The 16,121-nt window shown below is 59.2% G+C and carries 13 protein-coding genes; 7 read left to right on the forward strand and 6 right to left on the reverse strand.

What is annotated here, in order from left to right; translation table 11 throughout:
- The first annotated feature begins 22 nt into the window (after positions 1-22).
- The gene (locus KVG95_RS22765) at positions 23-988 is read left to right on the forward strand and encodes a bile acid:sodium symporter family protein (RefSeq protein ID WP_217858046.1); all 966 of its coding nucleotides are present in this window, start codon (positions 23-25) and stop codon (positions 986-988) included.
- 119 nt (positions 989-1,107) lie between these two features.
- Positions 1,108-1,422: a quaternary ammonium compound efflux SMR transporter SugE gene (gene sugE, locus KVG95_RS22770; RefSeq protein ID WP_052967941.1), complete on the forward strand. Its 315-nt coding sequence runs from the start codon at positions 1,108-1,110 to the stop codon at positions 1,420-1,422.
- A gap of 96 nt (positions 1,423-1,518) precedes the next feature.
- On the opposite strand, the gene KVG95_RS22775 is transcribed toward sugE, so the two are convergent.
- The 4 genes from KVG95_RS22775 to KVG95_RS22790 form a co-directional block, all read right to left on the reverse strand.
- Complete coding sequence (locus tag KVG95_RS22775; protein WP_217858047.1) at positions 1,519-3,393, reverse strand: MFS transporter; 1,875 nt, start codon at positions 3,391-3,393, stop codon at positions 1,519-1,521.
- 97 nt (positions 3,394-3,490) lie between these two features.
- On the reverse strand, positions 3,491-4,642 hold the full coding sequence (locus KVG95_RS22780; protein WP_217858048.1) for a TDT family transporter: 1,152 nt from the start codon (positions 4,640-4,642) through the stop codon (positions 3,491-3,493).
- 104 nt (positions 4,643-4,746) lie between these two features.
- Positions 4,747-5,058 carry a cupin domain-containing protein gene (locus tag KVG95_RS22785; RefSeq protein ID WP_123360127.1) on the reverse strand — a complete coding sequence of 104 codons (312 nt, stop codon included), beginning with the start codon at positions 5,056-5,058 and terminating at the stop codon, positions 4,747-4,749.
- 41 nt (positions 5,059-5,099) lie between these two features.
- A complete protein-coding gene (locus tag KVG95_RS22790; protein WP_217858049.1) occupies positions 5,100-6,293 on the reverse strand; it encodes an MFS transporter in 1,194 nt (397 codons plus the stop codon).
- A 91-nt stretch (positions 6,294-6,384) separates the two neighbouring features.
- Here KVG95_RS22790 and KVG95_RS22795 point away from each other — a divergent pair, with 91 nt between their 5' ends.
- Positions 6,385-6,924 carry a TetR/AcrR family transcriptional regulator gene (locus tag KVG95_RS22795; RefSeq protein ID WP_217858050.1) on the forward strand — a complete coding sequence of 180 codons (540 nt, stop codon included), beginning with the start codon at positions 6,385-6,387 and terminating at the stop codon, positions 6,922-6,924.
- 250 nt (positions 6,925-7,174) lie between these two features.
- The gene (locus KVG95_RS22800) at positions 7,175-10,645 is read left to right on the forward strand and encodes a hybrid sensor histidine kinase/response regulator (RefSeq protein WP_217858051.1); all 3,471 of its coding nucleotides are present in this window, start codon (positions 7,175-7,177) and stop codon (positions 10,643-10,645) included.
- A 141-nt stretch (positions 10,646-10,786) separates the two neighbouring features.
- Here the strand turns inward: KVG95_RS22800 and KVG95_RS22805 are convergent, their stop codons facing one another.
- Both KVG95_RS22805 and KVG95_RS22810 read right to left on the reverse strand, forming a co-directional pair.
- Positions 10,787-12,151 (reverse strand): DNA recombination protein RmuC, encoded by a 1,365-nt coding sequence (locus KVG95_RS22805; protein WP_187326434.1) that lies wholly within the window; start codon positions 12,149-12,151, stop codon positions 10,787-10,789.
- Between the two features lie 175 nt (positions 12,152-12,326).
- Positions 12,327-12,650, reverse strand: coding sequence for an SEL1-like repeat protein (locus KVG95_RS22810; RefSeq protein ID WP_217858052.1), 324 nt, complete (start codon positions 12,648-12,650; stop codon positions 12,327-12,329).
- A gap of 1,002 nt (positions 12,651-13,652) precedes the next feature.
- Between KVG95_RS22810 and KVG95_RS22815 the strand changes: the two genes are divergently transcribed.
- The 3 genes from KVG95_RS22815 (at position 13,653) to KVG95_RS22825 (ending at position 16,050) form a co-directional block, all read left to right on the forward strand.
- On the forward strand, positions 13,653-13,877 hold the full coding sequence (locus tag KVG95_RS22815; protein WP_007898912.1) for a hypothetical protein: 225 nt from the start codon (positions 13,653-13,655) through the stop codon (positions 13,875-13,877).
- 275 nt (positions 13,878-14,152) lie between these two features.
- Positions 14,153-14,635 (forward strand): hypothetical protein, encoded by a 483-nt coding sequence (locus KVG95_RS22820; protein WP_038979731.1) that lies wholly within the window; start codon positions 14,153-14,155, stop codon positions 14,633-14,635.
- A 146-nt stretch (positions 14,636-14,781) separates the two neighbouring features.
- Positions 14,782-16,050 (forward strand): OmpP1/FadL family transporter, encoded by a 1,269-nt coding sequence (locus tag KVG95_RS22825; RefSeq protein WP_217858053.1) that lies wholly within the window; start codon positions 14,782-14,784, stop codon positions 16,048-16,050.
- The last annotated feature ends 71 nt before the right edge of the window (positions 16,051-16,121 follow it).

Consider the following 16,121-nt stretch of genomic DNA (forward strand, 5'->3'; position numbering starts at 1 on the left):
ACTTAACAATAAGGATCAGGCCATGCGCGCACTGGCTGCATTGAGTCGTTTTGTCGGCAACACTTTCGCTTACTGGGTACTGATTTTCGCCGTCGTGGCGTTTCTGCAACCGGCCTGGTTCATCGGCTTGAAAGGCGCCATCGTGCCGCTGCTGGGGCTGGTGATGTTCGGCATGGGCCTGACCCTCAAGCTCGAAGACTTCGCCGAAGTCGCTCGCCATCCATGGCGCGTGGCCCTGGGCGTGGTTGCCCATTTCGTGATCATGCCCGGTGTGGCGTGGTTGCTCTGCCAGGTTTTCCACCTGCCGCCAGAAATCGCCGTCGGGGTGATTCTGGTCGGCTGCTGCCCAAGCGGCACCTCGTCGAATGTGATGACCTGGCTGGCGCGCGGCGATCTGGCGTTGTCGGTGGCCATTGCCGCTGTCACCACCCTCCTCGCTCCGCTGCTGACACCGGCGCTGATCTGGTTGCTGGCCTCGGCCTGGTTGCCGGTTTCGTTCATGGAGCTGTTCTGGTCGATCCTGCAAGTCGTGCTGCTGCCGATCGTGCTCGGCGTGCTTGCCCAGCGCGTACTCGGTGATCGGGTTCGTCACGCCGTAGACGTGTTGCCACTGGTGTCGGTGGTGAGCATCGTGATCATCGTCACTGCCGTGGTGGCCGCCAGTCAGGCGAAGATTGCCGAATCCGGCCTGCTGATCATGGCCGTGGTGATGTTGCACAACAGCTTCGGTTACTTGCTGGGTTACTTCACCGGGCGCCTGTTCAACCTGCCACTGGCCCAGCGCAAATCCCTGGCACTGGAAGTCGGCATGCAGAACTCCGGCTTGGGCGCGGCGCTGGCCAGTGCGCACTTCTCGCCGCTGGCGGCGGTGCCAAGCGCGTTGTTCAGTGTCTGGCACAACATTTCCGGGGCGCTGCTCTCGACGTATTTCCGTCGAATGAGCGAGAAAGAAGACCGGCAACTCGCTGCTCAACAGGCAGCGGATTAAGCCGCAAACTTGATCCTCGGATTAATGATGGGCACTCTAATGCGCAATGCGGGGACGACCTCGCGGCTCGATCGAGTGATTAATCCGGGGACGACCCCATCCATTGATGGAGGTCTTTGATGTCCTGGATCATTCTGTTTTTCGCTGGCCTGTTCGAAGTCGGCTGGGCGGTTGGCCTGAAATACACCGACGGTTTCAGCCGCCCTCTTCCTACCGCACTGACCGTCGCCGCCATGGCGATCAGCCTTGGCCTGCTGGGCCTTGCCATGAAGGAATTGCCGCTGGGCACGGCCTATGCGGTCTGGACTGGCGTGGGCGCGGTGGGCACGGTAATCGCCGGGATCATTTTGTTTGGTGAGTCCATGGCGTTGTTTCGCCTGGCCAGTGTGGCGCTGATCATTGCCGGGTTGATTGGGCTCAAGGTTAGCGCTTAGGCCGCTACCGCTTTCGCGAGCAAGCCCGCTCCCACATTGGACCGCATTCCACTGTGGGAGCGGGCTTGCTCGCGAAGAGGCCCGCAAAGTCACCGACTATCTAACGGCCCCACGCAATTCCCCCACCAACCCTTGCAACGTCGCCGGTTCAGCCACTTCAACGGCCACCGCCGGCCCCGCCACCAGGGTCACCCGCGACCACAGCCTGCGAAACACGCCCTTGTCCGGATCACGACTGAAGAAACTCCCCCACAACCCCTGCAACGCCAGCGGAATCACCGGCACCGGCGTTTCTTCGAGAATCCGCGTCAGCCCGCCCTTGAATTCGTTGATCTCGCCATCGGAGGTCAACTTGCCTTCAGGAAAAATGCACACCAGCTCACCATCCTTCAGGTACTGGGCGATGCGGGTGAAGGCTTTTTCGTAGATCTGAATGTCTTCCTGACGCCCGGCAATCGGAATCGTCCCCGCTGTGCGGAAGATGAAGTTCAGCACTGGCAAGTTGTAGATTTTGTAATACATCACAAAGCGAATTGGCCGACGCACTGCGCCGCCAATCAGCAACGCGTCGACGAACGACACATGGTTGCAAACCAGCAATGCCGCGCCTTCATCGGGAATCAGTTCCAGATTGCGATGCTCAACGCGGTACATGGAATGGCCAAGCAGCCAGATCATGAAGCGCATGCTGAACTCGGGGACGATTTTGAAGATGTAAGCGTTGACGCCGATGTTCAGCAGCGACACCACCAGGAACAGCTGCGGGATTGACAGCTTGGCGAGGCTCAGCAAGACGATCGACACAATCGCCGAGACCACCATAAACAGGGCGTTAAGAATGTTGTTCGCAGCGATCACCCGCGCCCGTTCGTTCTCGACGGTACGCGACTGGATCAGCGCATACAGAGGCACGATGTAAAAACCGCCGAAGATCCCGAGCCCAAGAATATCGATCAACACCAGCCAGGCGTGGCCAAACCCAAGGACTTCGATCCAGCCATGGCCGGCAACGCTGTCCGGAATTCCACCGGAATGCCACCACAGCAACAGGCCAAACACCGTCAGACCGAATGAGCCAAACGGCACCAGACCGATCTCGACTTTGCGCCCGGAGAGCTTCTCGCAGAGCATCGAACCCAGTGCGATACCGACCGAGAACACTGTAAGAATCAGCGTTACTACGGTCTCATCGCCGTGCATCCATTCCTTGGCATACGCCGGGATTTGCGTCAGATAAATCGCCCCGACAAACCAGAACCACGAGTTGCCGACGATCGAACGCGATACCGCGGGCGTTTGCCCGAGGCCCAGCTTCAAGGTGGCCCAGGATTGGCTGAAGATGTTCCAGTTCAAACGCATTTCCGGCGATGCCGCCGCGGCTCGGGGAATGCTGCGGCTGGCCAGGTAACCGAGTACCGCGATCCCGATGATTGCCATGGACACGACCGGCGCGTAGTTGCTGGTGGACATCATGATCCCGGCACCAATCGTCCCGGCGAGAATCGCCAGGAAAGTGCCCATTTCCACCAGACCGTTGCCGCCCACCAATTCTTCTTCGCGCAAGGCCTGCGGCAGGATTGAGTACTTCACCGGCCCGAACAGCGCCGAGTGGGTACCCATAGCAAACAGCGCCAGCAGCATCAGCGACAGGTGATCGAACATGAAACCGACCGCCCCTACCGCCATGATGACGATCTCCCCGAGCTTGATCAGTCGGATCAGTGCGTCCTTAGCGAACTTTTCCCCGAATTGCCCGGCCAAAGCCGAGAACAGGAAAAACGGCAAGATAAACAGCAACGCACACAAGTTGACCCAGATCGAACGGTCACCCTCGATGGTCAACCTGTACAAAATGGCGAGGATCAGCGACTGCTTGAAGATGTTGTCATTGAAGGCCCCGAGGGACTGCGTGACAAAAAACGGCAGGAAGCGCCGAGTGCGGAGCAAGGTGAATTGTGAGGGGTGACTCATCTTCCATGTGTCCCTGATTTTGGCTGGAGAGTGGCGCGGATACTGTTATTGGATGCCGGACATCGATCCAGGCCACAGATTACCTAATCTTTGCCCCTTATTTCTTTAATCCTGCAATGCACGGCGAGACAAACAGCTCACCTCGCCACGCACCCTGTACCGTCCGATTGGCGACAAGCAGCCACATCACTGCCAGCATGGCCACCAACACGCAACCAAAGACACTGAAAAACGTCAGGCTCAAGGTGCTGGCCAGTTTCAGCGTAGCCAGTGAATAGACACCCAGCGGGAAAGTGAAGCCCCACCAGCCGAGGTTGAACGGGATACCGGCGCGCAAGTAACGCACGGTGATCAACAGCGCTATCAGCATCCACCAGAGCCCGAAGCCCCACAACGTGATGCCGGCCACCAAGCCAAGCCCAGCGGCGATCTCGCCAATACCCGGCAGACCGTTGGCGGCGAAGATCGCTGGCGCGTCGGCGCCCAACAGCAACATGCCCAGCGCACCGGTGCCAATCGGCCCAAGGGCCAGCCAGCTCGAGGCGGCCATGTTTTCGTGGGGCAATTTATGCAACGCCATGCGCAGCAACAGGATGGTCAGAATGCTGAACGCTACCGGCAGGGAAAAGGCCCAGAGCACGTAGCTGGTCACCAACACCACCAGTTGTGAATGAGCATCGGCCAAGTGCGGCGCCAGCAAGCCACCGCTGGCAGCCGCCACTTCCGCCGCCACCACCGGCAACAGCCAGACGGCGGTCATCTGGTCGATGCTGTGCTCCTGCCGGGTGAACATCATGTAGGGAATCAATACCCCGCAGGCCAGCGACATCGCCACGTCCAGCCACCACAGTATTTCGGCGAGATGGATCACACCGTCACCCCAGCGCGGTAAACCGAACAACAGAAAACCGTTGATGATGGTCGCAAGGCCCATGGGAATGGTGCCGAAAAACATCGAAACCGTGGAGTGTCCGAAAATCCGTCGCGCCTCGTCGAAGAACATGACCCAACGGGCGGCATACATGGCCGTGAACACAACAAACAGGACAATATTGAACAACCACAGGCCTTCGGCAAACGCATGCAGACCGGGATTCGATACCGGCAATTGCGCAAGCGCCAGCGCCAACACCCCCGTGCCCATGGTCGCCGCGAACCAGTTGGGGGTGAATTGGCGGATGGCCTCCCGAGGGTGCTGCAAATGACTGAGCGGTTTGATACCGGGTTTAACGCTATGGGTGCAGGTCATGGTGAACTCCTGTCCTCTCGTGAGGTGGAGTTCATGGTAGATCCGAATCGAATATCGATATAACGGGTAATATCTCTAACTATTATCTGTTTTGCAGATAAGTATCAGACGCTACCTTCCGTCTCAATCACTAATATCCTCGCCACACCCAGCGGATGAGCCACATGCTCGGTGCCTACCGAGGCATAAAAGATATCGCCGACTTCGAGTAGCGTTTCCTTTTCCAGGCCTTCTTCGCGATAACGCATCTGCACCTGCCCATCGAGCACCACGAACACTTCCTGACCGTCGTTGATGTGCCATTTATAGGGCTGATCGGTCCAATGCAAACGAGTGGTGATGCCGTTCATGTTGGCGATGTCCAACGCCGCCCAGGCGCGGTCACCGGTGAAGGATTTACTGCGGATGATCTTCATGGGGCGGTCCGTCTGAATAAATGCTGGGGCAAGGCTAACGGTCATCGGACATCGACGCCACAGACTTTGACGGACCGCTCACGCATCAACCCGAAGAGCGCACCGAGCGACAGGATAATCAGCACCGCGCCATAACCATCGGTAGCTGCCACCAGGCCAAAGGTCCGCGTCAGACTGCCGGCCAGCAACGACGGCAAACAGAAAGCCAAGTAACTGAGTACATAAAACGCCGACAGCAGCCCCGCCCGCTCATGAGGCAAGGCCAGCGGCACGATGCTTCGCAAGGCACCCAGGAAACCCGCTCCAAAACCGCCGCCCGCCACCAGAGTGCCGAAGAAAAACAACGGCAGGCTGGCGCTGTGTACCGCCAGCAGAATCAGCGCAACGCCTGCAGGCAGCAGGCTTGCGCCCAACAGCAAGACTTTGTCGGCCGGCCGATTGCGCAAGGTGTAGATCATCAAGGCGCCGGTCACCGTCAACACGGCCACCGTCGCCCCGCCAATCAGATTCGAGGTGGACCCAGTGGCGGTCCGCACCAGAGACGGCGCCAGGGAAGCGAAAAAACCACCGAGCGCCCAAACCGCTAGATCTATCGGCAGCACCCGCCACAGCATACGCCGCGCTTGAATCGGCACATGCAAGGTCGGGCGCAGCGAGGCCCAGGCACCCGGTTGCCGTGTGACGCTTTCCGGCAGGCGCCAGACGTACAACGCTTGCATCACAAACAGCGCGAACAGCACCCAATAGGTCAATTGCAGCGGCAGCGGTGCAAACTCGGCCAACACACCGCAGCCCATGGCACCCAGCGCCATGCCCAGCAACGGCGCGACGCTGTTGACCATCGGCCCTTGCTGACGGTCAGTGTCCAGCAGCGCCGCACTCAAAACGGCGGTGGCCATGCCCGTGGCAAAACCCTGCAGGACCCGGGCACTGATCAGCCAGGCAACGCTGTCGGCGTTGATAAACAGCAACATTGCCAGCATGTTCAGCAATACGGCGGTAAAAATCACCGGTTTGCGCCCCAGATAATCCGAAAGCGAACCGACCGTGAGCAACGCCGCCAGCAAGCTGAGGGCGTAGACGCCGAAAATCAGGGTCAGGGTCGCTGCCGAGAACTGCAGGTGTTCTTGATACAAGTGATACAACGGCGTTGGCGCGGTGGAAGCGGCGAGAAAACTGAGTAAGGTGATCGCCAGAAACCACAGGCTGGAACGGTTTGACGCTAGACGAGACATAAGCACACTCCGCAAAAGCTAACTTTTTGCTTTTGCGGAGTGTGCTACTGGTAAACGCTTAAAGCAAATTCTTTGTGTTAAGGTCCGCCGTATGGCTATTAAAGAAGGTTTACGTCCTGGTGGCCGCAGCGCCAGGGTGCAAGAGTCAATTCATTCGGCAGTCCGCGCCCTCCTCGAAGAACAGGATCGCGCGAGCGTGACCGTGCCGCAAATCGCTGCCCGAGCCGGGGTGACGCCGTCGACCATTTACCGGCGCTGGGGTGATCTGTCGGCGCTACTGGCCGACGTCGCCCTCGCCCGCATGCGCCCCGACAGCGAACCGGCCAACACCGGCAGCCTGCGCGGTGACGTGCGGGCCTGGGCGGAGCAGTATCTGGACGAAATGAGTTCCGAGCCCGGGCGCAACATGATGCGAGACGTGCAATCCAGCGCCACGCCGGGCTATTGCGTGACGATCATTGGCGGGCAGTTGCAGACGATTCTGGATCGCTATCCCGGGCAGCCGAAGCCGAGTGTCGATCGACTGATCAATATGGTGGTGGCGCCGACGGTGTTTCGCATCCTGTTTGCGACGCAGGCGCTGGAGGTTGAAGAGTTGCATCGGTTGATTGATATTGCGTTGAGTCAGTGAGGCCGCCTTCGCGAGCAAGCCCGCTCCCACACTGGATTGAGGATGCCCACAAATTTTGCGTTCACTGACGATCGAGTGTGGGAGCGGGCTTGCTCGCGAAGAGCCCCGAAAGCACACCAAAAATCCAACTGACTCCCAACCTGCGACACCCCACCACGCCACGACCTTGGTCGACACTGACTAACTCAAGCGGTCATGCGAGACTGTCCTGACCGGGCGGAGTCTCGGATGTCTTTTGTCTGGAGTTCCCATGTCGCTGTCCATCGGGCTGATCGCCACCGTCGCCCTGGCCTATATGGCCATCCTGTTCGCTATCGCCTTTTACGGTGATCGGCGCAGCACGCCGTTGCCGCCTCGGGTGCGTGCCTGGGTGTACAGCCTGTCGCTGGCCGTTTATTGCACCAGTTGGACCTTCTTTGGTGCCGTGGGCCAGGCGGCCGAACAACTCTGGTCATTCCTGCCGATCTACCTCGGGCCGATCCTGCTGCTGGTGTGCGCGCCGTGGGTTCTGCAAAAAATGGTGATGATCAGCAAACAGGAAAACATCACCTCGATTGCCGACTTCATCGCCGCTCGTTACGGCAAATCCCAATCGCTGGCGGTGGTGGTGGCGCTGATCTGTCTGGTCGGCGTGCTGCCGTACATCGCCTTGCAGCTCAAGGGCATCGTGCTCGGCGTGAACCTGCTGATCGGCGCCGGTGCCGACGCCATGGGCACGCGCGCGCAAGACACGGCGCTGATCGTGTCCTTGGTGCTGGCACTGTTCACCATCGTTTTCGGTACCCGCAACCTCGACGCCACGGAACACCACCGCGGCATGGTGCTGGCGATTGCCTTTGAATCGTTGGTCAAGCTGTTCGCGTTTCTCGCGGTCGGCGCGTTCGTGACCTACGGCTTGTACGACGGTTTCGACGACCTGTTCGACCAGGCCATGCTCGCCCCGCGCCTCGAAGCGTACTGGAAAGAAACCATCAACTGGCCGTCCATGGTGGTGCAAACCGGCGTGGCGATGATGGCGATCATCTGCCTGCCCCGGCAGTTCCATGTAACCGTGGTGGAAAACATCGACCCCCAGGATCTACGCTTGGCCAAGTGGGTGTTTCCGGCCTATCTGGCGCTGGCGGCATTGTTTGTTGTGCCAATCGCACTGGCCGGTCAGATGATGCTGCCCAGTTCGGTGCTGCCGGACTCCTTCGTCATCAGCCTGCCTCTGGCGGAATCTCATCCTGCCTTGGCGATGCTGGCGTTTATCGGCGGTGCTTCGGCGGCGACCGGTATGGTGATCGTGGCCAGCGTGGCGCTGTCGACCATGCTTTCCAATGACCTGCTGCTGCCGTGGTTGCTGCGGCGCAACAACGCCGAGCGACCGTTCGAAGTATTCCGTCAGTGGATGCTTTCGGTGCGGCGGGTAAGCATCGTGGTCATTCTGCTGCTGGCCTACGTCAGTTATCGACTGCTGGGCTCCACCGCGAGCCTGGCAACCATCGGCCAGATCGCCTTCGCTGCCGTCACCCAACTGGCCCCGGCCATGCTCGGCGCGCTGTACTGGAAACAGGCTAACCGTCGCGGAGTGTTCGCTGGGCTGGCCGCAGGCACGTTCCTCTGGTTCTACACCCTGGTGTTGCCGATCGCCGCCAAAAGTCTCGGCCTGCCCTTGAGCAGTTTTCCGGGCCTGGCCTGGCTGCAAGGCAACCCGTTGAACCTGCCGATCACGCCGCTGACTCAAGGCGTGGTGCTGTCCCTGGCGGGCAACTTCACCTTGTTCACCTGGGTCTCGCTACTGTCACGCACCCGGGTTTCGGAACACTGGCAGGCTGGCCGCTTCATCGGCCAGGAAATCAGTGCTCGCCCCAACGCCCGCTCAATGCTGGCGGTACAGATCAACGACTTGCAGCAACTGGCCGCCCGTTTTGTCGGCGAAGAGCGGGCTCGTCAGAGTTTCCTCCGTTTCGCCTACCGTCAGGGCAAAGGCTTCAACCCGAACCAGAACGCGGACGGTGAATGGATCGCCCATACCGAACGCTTGCTGGCCGGTGTACTCGGCGCTTCCTCGACCCGGGCGGTGGTAAAAGCCGCCATCGAAGGTCGGGAAATGCAACTCGAGGATGTCGTGCGGATCGCCGACGAAACCTCGGAAGTGCTGCAATTCAACCGCGCCCTGCTGCAAGGCGCCATCGAGAACATCACCCAAGGCATCAGCGTGGTCGACCAGTCGCTGAAACTAGTGGCCTGGAACCGGCGCTACCTTGAGTTATTCAACTACCCCGACGGTTTGATCAGCGTTGGCCGGCCGATTGCCGACATCATTCGCTACAACGCCGAGCGCGGTCTGTGCGGGCCCGGCGAAGCGGAAGTGCATGTCGCCCGCCGCTTGCACTGGATGCGCCAGGGCCGGGCCCATACCTCCGAACGGTTGTTCCCCAATGGTCGAGTGATCGAGCTGATCGGCAACCCGATGCCCGGCGGCGGTTTCGTCATGAGCTTCACCGACATCACCGCGTTCCGCGAGGCTGAGCAGGCACTGACCGAAGCGAACGAAGGCCTCGAGCAACGGGTCACCGAACGGACCCACGAGCTGTCGCAACTCAACGTTGCCCTGACCGAAGCCAAAGGTACCGCCGAATCGGCCAACCAGTCGAAAACCCGTTTTCTGGCTGCCGTCAGCCATGACTTGATGCAACCGCTGAACGCCGCACGACTGTTCTCTGCCGCCCTCTCCCACCAGGAGGAAAACTTATCCAGTGAAGCCCGGAAACTGGTTCATCACCTGGACAGTTCACTGCGCTCGGCCGAGGACCTGATCAGCGACCTGCTGGACATTTCCCGCTTGGAAAACGGCAAGATCAACCCTGATCGCAAACCCTTCGTGCTCAATGAGTTGTTCCATACATTGGGCGCCGAGTTCCAGGCACTGGCGCAGGAACAGGGGCTGAAATTCCGCGTCAGGGGCAGCGCGCTGCGGGTCGATAGCGACATCAAACTGCTACGGCGGATTTTGCAGAACTTCCTGACCAATGCCTTCCGCTATGCCAAAGGGCCGGTGCTGCTCGGCGTTCGGCGGCGCAACGGTGAGCTGAGCCTGGAGGTCTGGGACCGTGGACCGGGCATTCCGGAAGACAAACTGCAGGTGATTTTCGAAGAGTTCAAACGCCTCGACAGCCACCAGACCCGGGCCGAGAAAGGTCTGGGCTTGGGCCTGGCGATTGCCGATGGGCTGTGTCGCGTGTTGGGTCATACCTTGCGCGTGCGCTCCTGGCTGGGTCGCGGCAGCGTGTTCAGTGTCAGCGTGCCGCTGGCTCGGGTACAAACCGCGACGCCGGCCAAGGTGGCCGAACTCAATGGCCATTTGCTCAGCGGCGCGCAGGTGCTGTGTATCGATAACGAAGACAGCATTTTGATCGGCATGAATAGTTTGCTCACGCGCTGGGGTTGCCAGGTCTGGACCGCGCGCAACCGTGAGGAATGCGCGACGCTGCTCGGTGATGGGATGCGTCCGCAATTGGCGCTGGTGGATTACCACCTGGACGATGGCGAGACAGGGACCGAGTTGATGGCGTGGTTGCGCACGCAACTGGGCGAGCCGGTGCCGGGGGTGGTGATCAGTGCCGACGGACGGCCAGAGACGGTGGCGCAGGTGCATGCAGCGGGCCTGGATTACCTGGCCAAACCGGTGAAACCGGCGGCGTTGCGGGCGTTGTTGAGTCGGCATTTACCGTTGTAGTGCGGCAGGTTTGAACCCTGCAGTGGGGCGATTGACGCCTTCGCGAGCAAGCCCGCTCCCACAGTGGATTGGTGTTGTTGCACAAATAGAGTGAACGCCACAAACCCCTGTGGGAGCGGGCTTGCTCGCGAAGCTTTTCGGCTACTCCGGCAGTTCGGCCAAGCCATCAACATCCGTCATCGCCCGCTCCAGCAGGTCCGCCGGCAAGCTCTTGCTGGCCCGCGCCCCGAGCAACTTGAGCTGCTCGCTGCGACTGACCAGGTTGCCGCGGCCTTCAGTCAGTTTATTGCGTGCAGAGCTGTAGGCTTTGTCCAGTTGTTGCAGGCGATTACCGACCTCATCCAGATCCTGAATAAACAACACGAACTTGTCGTACAGCCAACCGGCGCGCTCGGCGATTTCCCGGGCGTTCTGACTCTGGCGCTCCTGCTTCCACAAGCTATCGATGACCCGCAAAGTGGCCAGCAACGTGGTCGGACTGACGATCACGATATTGCGGTCGAATGCCTCCTGAAACAGCGTCGGCTCAGCCTGCAACGCCGCAGAAAACGCCGCTTCGATCGGGACGAAAAGCAGAACGAAATCCAGGCTGTGCAAGCCGTCGAGCCGCTTGTAGTCCTTGCCGGCCAAGCCTTTGACGTGAGTGCGCAAGGACAACACATGCTGCTTGATGGCAATCTGGCCGATGGCATCGTCCTCGGCCGCTACATATTGCTGATAGGCCGTGAGGCTGACCTTGGAATCGACCACGACCTGCTTGTCGCCGGGCAGGTAAATAATCACATCCGGCTGGAAACGCTCACCGTCCGGCCCCTTGAGATTGACCTGGGTCTGGTACTCACGCCCCTTCTCCAGCCCCGCATGCTCAAGCACCCGCTCGAGAATCAGTTCGCCCCAGTTGCCTTGGGTTTTCTGCCCTTTCAAGGCGCGCGTCAGGTTGGTGGCTTCGTCGCTCAGGCGCAGGTTCAGTTGTTGCAGCCGCTCCAGTTCCTTGGCCAGGGAAAAACGCTCGCGGGCTTCAGCCTGATAGCTTTCCTCGACGCGCTTTTCGAACGACTGGATACGTTCCTTCAACGGATCGAGCAACTGCCCCAAACGTTGCTGGCTGGTTTCGGCAAAACGCTGCTCACGCTCGTCGAAGATCTTGCCCGCCAGCTCGGCGAATTGCGCGCGCAGTTCGTCCCGCGACCCTTGAAGGTCGTTGAGGCGCTGCTGATGGCTTTCCTGCTGCTCACGCAGCTCGGCATTGAGGGAGGCGGCCTGCGCGTCGAGCCGACGCAACTCAGCCTCTTTGCCGGCGCGTTCGATGTTCCAGGCGTGGGCCGCGTCGCGGGCATCGTCGCGTTCGATCTGGAGCAGTTCGACTTCACGGCGCACGGCGGCCAGATCGGCCTGTTTGGCGGAGTTGGCCTGGCTCAGGTCGGCGATTTCATCACGGCAGGTATCAAGCTGGGCATTCAAGCCGTCCTGCGTCAGCTGGGCGATGGCAAGGCGCTCTTCCAGCAACGCCAGCTCGGCCTGCCCCCCACTCGCCCGACGCTGAAGTTGCCAGGCCAGTACCAGTAACGGCAGCGCAGCGCCCGCCAGACCCAGCAATGCGCTGGTCAAGTCCATCGCCATAGCCACTCCTGCCGATTAGTTAAAGCGTGAAGGTTAACCAAGGCGTCAGGTCTTGGACAGCTCAGTCTTCGGTCTGGCCCAGTTCCTGTTGCGCGCGTCGGTCGCCCGCACGCGCGGCCTGACGCAACAGTTCCTGGCCAATTCGGCGATCCCGGGCGTTACCGCATTCGCGGCACATCAGCTGGCCGAGACGGCTTTGCGCGGCCACCACGCCTTCCCGGGCAGGCTGCTTGAGCAAGCGTCCGGCGAAGTGTTTGACGTTGGAGTTTTCGCCCAGGCGCGGGCTGTCCAGCAGCCACTCGGCCACGCGCATCGAAAAGCGCTTGGGTGGGGTAACACCAAGGGGTGTTGAGGCAGCAGAGATTGATACTGAGCGAAACTTCATAAAGCACTGTGGGGCAGATCGGAAGGCGCGCCACTCTACTCTTTTTTTCGTACAGGTAAAGTCGAAAAAAGCCTGCACGCCCGTCCTAGAGCAAGCGCTTGGGACAATCCACAGAAGCTGTGGATAACTCAGTGGACAACCGTCTTTGAACTCGCGCAAAGCCCTGTGGAATGGGGCTCGCAGTCAAACTGACGATTTTTTCACCAGTAAAAAAAAGCGATGTTTTTCATTGACTTAAATTTTCGTTACAGGCACCCACTCCCGTTGAAGCCAGGATGACAGTGGGATGACAGTCCGCGCAACTTATGTGCACAAGTACCTGCGAGGCGGTTATATCGATGCGCTTTTTCGGCGCGTTTTTCCGTAAAGCCAGGGGATAAACCCGGGCAACCCGCGCAACGATTGATCCTGGCTCAATCGTCCTCTCGGATCAACGGTCGGGTTCTGGGCTATTACGGGGCGCCGGGTCTGCCGGTGGCTCTGTCAGCGGTATTCGAATCGCTCAGCCGAGACTAGTCGACAGGCACCCCAGCGATCTTTTTTGCGATCAGGCTTCCCTTTGGCAATTCAATCCGTTAGTATCCGCGGCGTTAGTACCAAGCTGAAAGTCAATTCTGGTCGAACAAATCCCCCGGTCAGCCTTCCCTAAGAGAAGCCTCCACCGACAAAACGGGATCGACCACCTCGATGGTTTCCAGGTAAATCTTGCACCAACACAGCCTTTGAATCGAAAGCAAAGGGTGTTGCCAAGCTCACTTACTCTGACCGAACCAGCCTGCAAATTGATCAGGATCTTCACCCCGGGCCCAGAACCTTTGCCCTTGATGTGTTGCCTGCCCTCCTAAGTACCTACCTGCCAGCCCAAGCGCGCCAATTTATCAGCGCTTCAAACTGGCTGCTTTGTTCCAGTCGGGTTCTTCGTTCGACCAATGGTGGTCGTCGTCACTGGAACGTTTTAACTTTGCACGGTTCTTATCCGTGTCGCTTGTAGGAACACCAATTATGTCCACTCAAATCCACACTCAGGATGCCATTCGCACCCTAACCAACGCTTTTGCTCCAATGAACTGCCTGATCATGGCCGCTCGCAAAGGCTGCTTCAGCTTCACTCTGGTCAACGAACACGGCATCGCGCGTCACAGCGAACGCCTGTACCCGGATCAATACTCCAGCGCAGAACCGCTGCAGGCTGTGATCGAGCGTACTCGCCAGGCACTGGTTGCCTGAGACGCCAGAAAGGCTGAAAACCTCAAAAGCCCTGCTGAAAAGCGGGGCTTTTTATTGCCCGATATTTCTCATTTCGTGGTCAACGGCTAAGCACCAACCGATATAACGGTTATAACTCGAAGCCGGAAATATTTTAAAAACAGTCCTTTACAGCGAAATAATGACACTACACTTCAACTCAAGCGGCTTGATCCGCTTCCGGCGAGCCTGAATCGATCCACTGCTGCCAAGGCCCCCTTCAGGTATCGCCGACCACTTGATGTTTCGAGGGCTTTATGGGAATCGCTGCCAGCGAACTGTGTCGTTATGTGATCCGTCCGACGTTGATCTATCTCGGACGCCATAGCGCAACTGCCGAATCCCTGCTGCTGGGCATTGCCGCCAGTCAGTCAGCCCTTGGGTCAGCCTTGCACGACCGCCGTGGACACGGCCTGTACCGAATCGCCGAACCCCGCCACCAGGCCCTATGGGATCACTATTTGGCCTTGGACCCGGATCGCGCGAGCCTGGTCCGCGGCCTGGCCAGCCAGCATGCTTTTCTCAGCGGGCCGCATCTGGAATTGACCGTCAACCTGCGTTACGCCACTGCCATCGCCTGGCTGCTGGTAGAAGAACAGAACACTCCCCTCCCCGCCTCCGATGACCTGTTGGGAATGGCCCGAATCTGGCGCCAGACTTTCCAGCCCCAAGGTCGTCTGCGAGATTTCACCTACGCCTGGCAAACCTGTGTTTCATCGTTGAATCAGGTCGCCTGCTGACCCACCCATTTCCGAAGATCGCGTAACTTGTCGCTATTTTGGTCGGATTGTCCTACAAAACCGCTCTAAATCAAGCGTTACAGGCTATAGCGCCCGGACGAAAATGTTGGTAATTTTCGCCCCGGTGATCACCAGGAGTTCTAATAATGAAAAAAGTAATGCTCAAAACCACCCTTAGTCTCGCCGTTGCCTTGGCATCCACCCAGATCTTCGCAAGTGGCTTTGCCATCAACGAACAAAGCATCAGCGGGATGGGCACAGGTTTTGCCGGGCGATCTTCTTCTGCCGACGACGCAAGCACCATTTTCGGCAACCCTGCCGGCATGTCTCGCCTCAAGCGCGAACAAGTGACCGGCGGCGCTGCACTGCTCGACGCACACACTGACATCAGCCACGCCAGTTCCAGCCCGAACAGCGGCAGCAACGATGGCGACATGGTTCCCTTCATCGCCGTGCCGATGGGTTACTACGTCAAGCCAATCGATGAACATTGGGCATTCGGTGTGGGCATGTACGCGCCATTCGGTCTGGTGACCGATTACGAGAACGGCTTTGCCGGCCGTTACTTCGGCAGCAAGAGCGAAGTAAAAATCGTAACCCTGCAGCCAACCGTCAGCTACGCCTTCAACGACAAGGTGTCGATCGGTTTCGGTCCGACCATCAACCGCATTGACGGCACCCTGGAATCGAATCTGTCGCTGAACCCTCGCGCAGCGGACGGTAACGTCAAGATCAAGGGTGACGACACCGCGCTGGGTTACAACATCGGCATCCTGGTTCAGGCCACCGACAGCACTCGCGTCGGCCTGACCTACCACTCGAAAGTGAAGTACAAGCTCGAGGGTGACACCAAGGTCAACTACAACCTCCTGGGGGCCCTTGGTCAGAACCCGAGCCAGAAGTACGACGCGTCGCTGGACATCACCACGCCTGAGTCGGTCGACTTCTCGGTTACTCACCAGCTGGACGATAAATGGACTCTCTACGCAGGCAGCACCTGGACTCGCTGGAGCCGCCTGAAAGAAATCTCCGTTGAGAACAGTGGCGTTCCTGCCGCTCTGAACGGTCGGTTTGGCACCATCACCGAAGAACAGAACTGGCATGACACCTGGGCTCACGCCATCGGTGCTTCGTACCAATTGAACAAGCAATGGGTCCTGCGTACCGGCCTGTCCGTCGACCAGGCACCGACCAACAACGAAAACCGCTCCCCACGCATTCCGACAGGCGATCGCAAGATTTTCAGTCTTGGTGCTGGCTGGAGCCCGACCGACGACTTGACTATCGACGTAGCGTACTCGTACCTGCGCGAAGAATCGGTCAAGGTCAACAACAGCAACGGCCGTCAGAACTACAGCGCAGAGTATGAAAACTATGCGAACGGTTTCGGTGTTGGCGCGACCTACCGTTTCTGATGATTCACGGCGACTCCCTCGCCGCCTGAATTGAAAAAGCCCCGCACTCTTGTACAGAGGCGGGGCTTTTT

Origin of the sequence: Pseudomonas farris, assembly GCF_019145235.1 — a bacterium.
Lineage (GTDB): Bacteria > Pseudomonadota > Gammaproteobacteria > Pseudomonadales > Pseudomonadaceae > Aquipseudomonas > Aquipseudomonas farris.

Excerpts from the sequence above, each read along its gene's own strand:
- KVG95_RS22765 (WP_217858046.1), top strand. The coding sequence starts at position 23 with ATGCGCGCACTGGCTGCATTGAGTCGTTTTGTCGGCAACACTTTCGCT.
- sugE (WP_052967941.1), top strand. The coding sequence starts at position 1,108 with ATGTCCTGGATCATTCTGTTTTTCGCTGGCCTGTTCGAAGTCGGCTGG.
- KVG95_RS22775 (WP_217858047.1), bottom strand. The coding sequence starts at position 3,393 with ATGAGTCACCCCTCACAATTCACCTTGCTCCGCACTCGGCGCTTCCTG.
- KVG95_RS22780 (WP_217858048.1), bottom strand. The coding sequence starts at position 4,642 with ATGACCTGCACCCATAGCGTTAAACCCGGTATCAAACCGCTCAGTCAT.
- KVG95_RS22785 (WP_123360127.1), bottom strand. The coding sequence starts at position 5,058 with ATGAAGATCATCCGCAGTAAATCCTTCACCGGTGACCGCGCCTGGGCG.
- KVG95_RS22790 (WP_217858049.1), bottom strand. The coding sequence starts at position 6,293 with ATGTCTCGTCTAGCGTCAAACCGTTCCAGCCTGTGGTTTCTGGCGATC.
- KVG95_RS22795 (WP_217858050.1), top strand. The coding sequence starts at position 6,385 with ATGGCTATTAAAGAAGGTTTACGTCCTGGTGGCCGCAGCGCCAGGGTG.
- KVG95_RS22800 (WP_217858051.1), top strand. The coding sequence starts at position 7,175 with ATGTCGCTGTCCATCGGGCTGATCGCCACCGTCGCCCTGGCCTATATG.
- KVG95_RS22810 (WP_217858052.1), bottom strand. The coding sequence starts at position 12,650 with ATGAAGTTTCGCTCAGTATCAATCTCTGCTGCCTCAACACCCCTTGGT.
- KVG95_RS22815 (WP_007898912.1), top strand. The coding sequence starts at position 13,653 with ATGTCCACTCAAATCCACACTCAGGATGCCATTCGCACCCTAACCAAC.
- KVG95_RS22820 (WP_038979731.1), top strand. The coding sequence starts at position 14,153 with ATGGGAATCGCTGCCAGCGAACTGTGTCGTTATGTGATCCGTCCGACG.
- KVG95_RS22825 (WP_217858053.1), top strand. The coding sequence starts at position 14,782 with ATGAAAAAAGTAATGCTCAAAACCACCCTTAGTCTCGCCGTTGCCTTG.